This is a genomic window from Actinomadura soli (assembly GCF_005889715.1).
In the GTDB taxonomy this organism is placed as follows: Bacteria; Actinomycetota; Actinomycetes; order Streptosporangiales; family Streptosporangiaceae; genus Spirillospora; species Spirillospora soli.
On sequence record NZ_VCKW01000499.1, the window covers coordinates 1 to 2,550 of the forward strand.

At 75.3% G+C, this 2,550-nt stretch carries 2 protein-coding genes; one reads left to right on the forward strand and one right to left on the reverse strand.

Features of this window, described 5'->3' with window-relative positions:
- A partial coding sequence (gene egtA / locus ETD83_RS41180) for an ergothioneine biosynthesis glutamate--cysteine ligase EgtA (RefSeq protein ID WP_329603078.1) occupies positions 1 to 1,182 on the reverse strand: 1,182 nt, incomplete at its 3' end.
- 269 nt (positions 1,183 to 1,451) lie between these two features.
- On the opposite strand from egtA, the gene ETD83_RS41185 reads away from it, so the two are divergent.
- On the forward strand, positions 1,452 to 2,550 hold a 1,099-nt coding region (locus ETD83_RS41185; protein WP_138650663.1), incomplete at its 3' end, for an RNA polymerase sigma factor.

A 2,550-nucleotide genomic window follows, 5' to 3' on the forward strand; every position in this document is an offset into this window, starting at 1 on the left:
GGACGGGGGCGTTGGGGACGGCGTGTCGTCGGCGGGCGTGCGCCCGCGCTCGACGTACCGGCGGGCGTACTCGGCGACCAGCGGGACGAGCCCGGACGCGCCGAGCCGCGGCAGCGCGTCCAGCGCGGCGGCGAAGCAGGCCCGCGCGGCGCCGGCCAGGGCCGGGTCGGACAGGCCGCAGCGGGCGGCCTCCGCCCACCGGTCCGCCACCGGTTCGGCCGCGGCCTCGGCGGCGCACGCCGCGGCCGGGTCGTCCAGCAGCGCGGTCGCGACCGCGACGGGGACGGGCCAGTACGGCTCGGGCAGCGCGTCGATCATGCGCAGCTCCAGCCAGCCGCGCGGCCGGATGGGCGGGAACAGGGTGGTCAGGTGGTAGGTGAGGTCCTCCTCGCCGGGTTCGCCGCTGGTCAGCCACTCCAGGAACGACATCCCGGGGTCGGTGACCCACTCGCCCTCCGGGGTGTGCAGGAGCATGACGCGGGCGTCGAGCGCGTACCGCGTCCATGCCTCGGCGGGGTCGCCGTCCGCGCCGTCCCGCAGGACGGGCAGCGTGCGGCAGGGGTCCAGCTCCGTCCAGATGGCCTGCCGCGACGAGCGCATCCCGGTGTGGCGCCCCGCGCGCAGCGGCGAGTTCGCGAACGCGGCGACCAGCACCGGGCCGAGCGCGTGCACGAGCCGCCAGCGCCGGGACGCGTCCGGGTCGTCGGCGCCGATGTCCAGGTTGACCTGGACGGACGCGGTCGAGCACATCATCGCCATGCCCGCGTCGGTGAAGCCGCCGGAGCAGAAGTAGTCCCGCATGCAGGCGTAGCGCGGGTGGTCGGCCTGGAAGACGGGCCGCCGGACCGGGTCGACGCCGTGCCCGGCGAGGACCAGGCCGTCCGGGGCGAGCGCGTCCCGCACGTGCGCGATGTCGCCGTCGAGGGCCGCGTGCAGGTCGCCGAGCTTGCCGAACGGCGCGGAGCTGAGCTCGACTTGACCGCCCGGCTCGTAGGTCACCCTGCTCCCGCCGGACGGCCGGCCCGCGTCCGCGACGAGGGAGCGCACCCGGTCACCGGCCACGTGGGCGCCGGGATCGGCGGCGTCGACGACGAACCACTCGGTCTCCGCGCCGACGAGCCCGGGCGGGCCCGTCTTGAAGCAGACACCGCGAATGTGCTGGTAGACATCGTCCACGGTCATCCGGGTCACGATCACTCCCCGCGTAACTCGATAACGAGTTCGACTCTTCCCTGCTTAACCGGATCAGAAATCCGCTGATTTTCGTGAACTTCCTTAAATCTCCATGAACGTCACTATGCGCATGCCCCTCCGTTACCTTCCGTGCTAATCGACGTTTCCCCCAATCCCTGACTTCTCAGGCATTGACCGGAGGCGCTAGAGTCCCGTCAGCCAGGCTGTGCGGACACCGGCCTGTGCGGACAGGGTGTGGACAGGGACAGGAGGCCGGCATGCGCGGAGACATGGGCTCGCTCTACGACGCGCACGCCGACCGCCTCTACGCGTACTGCTGGTCGCTCGTCGGCGACAGGCTCGCGGCCGCCGCCGTCGGCGACACGTTCACCGCGGCCGTGCACCACCCGCCACGCGGCGACCGGGTGCTCTGGCTGTACTCGCTGTCGCGGACGGCCTGCGCCGAGCGCGGCACGTTCGCGGGCACGGGCGGTCCCGGCGGCGCGCCGCTGTTCTCCGGCTCCGACCCGCTGCTGCGCGCCGCCGGCGCCCTGCGCTCCGACCACCGCGAGGTGCTGCTGCTGTGGGCGGGCGAATGGCTCGAACCCCACGACATCGCCCTCGTCCTCGGCATCGCGCCCGACACGGTCGCGCAACTGCTCAACGCCGCCCGGACGCGGCTGGAGCGCTCCGTCCTCGACACCCTCATGCGCGGGACGTCCGAGCCTCGGCTCGATCTCATCTCCGCCTTCGAGAAGGGCCGGCTGCCGCAGCTCCTCGCCCGCCGCGCGCCGTCCGGCGCGCCCGGCTGGCTCCGCGACCGGGTCCTCGCCGCCTGCGAGGAGGAGGCCGCCCGGCCGCTGTCCAGCTTCGTCACCCCGAGGCCCCTCGTGGTGATCAGCGGGGAGAAGGCCCGCGCCGCGGGCGGCCGCCCGCGCGGCGGCGTGGACGGCCCGAGGCGCGGGCTGTCCGGCGGCGTCTCCAAGGGCCTCGGCGCGGCGGCGGGCGTCGCCGCGTCCGCCGCGGCGGTCGTCGGGCTGCTCACCTCCTGGCCCTCGGCCAAGGACGGCGAGTCCGCCTCGCTCGTCCCGACGGCGAGCAACGCCCAGACGAACCCGGCGTCGGTGAGCACCGGCCCCGCCCCGCAGGACCCGGTGCCCGGCCTCACCAGGTCCGAGCGCGTGGCGAGCGGGACGCCGCCCTCCTCGGCCGCCCCGCACCCGAACGCCGACCCGCGCCGGGACCGCGGCGTCCCGGGCGCGACGCCCTCGACGTCGCCCACGACGTCGCCGTCCGAGGAGCCCCCGAAGGACGGGGACAGGGAGCCCACCACCGGCACGCCGACCGACCCGGCCACTCCCCCGGACGACCCGACGG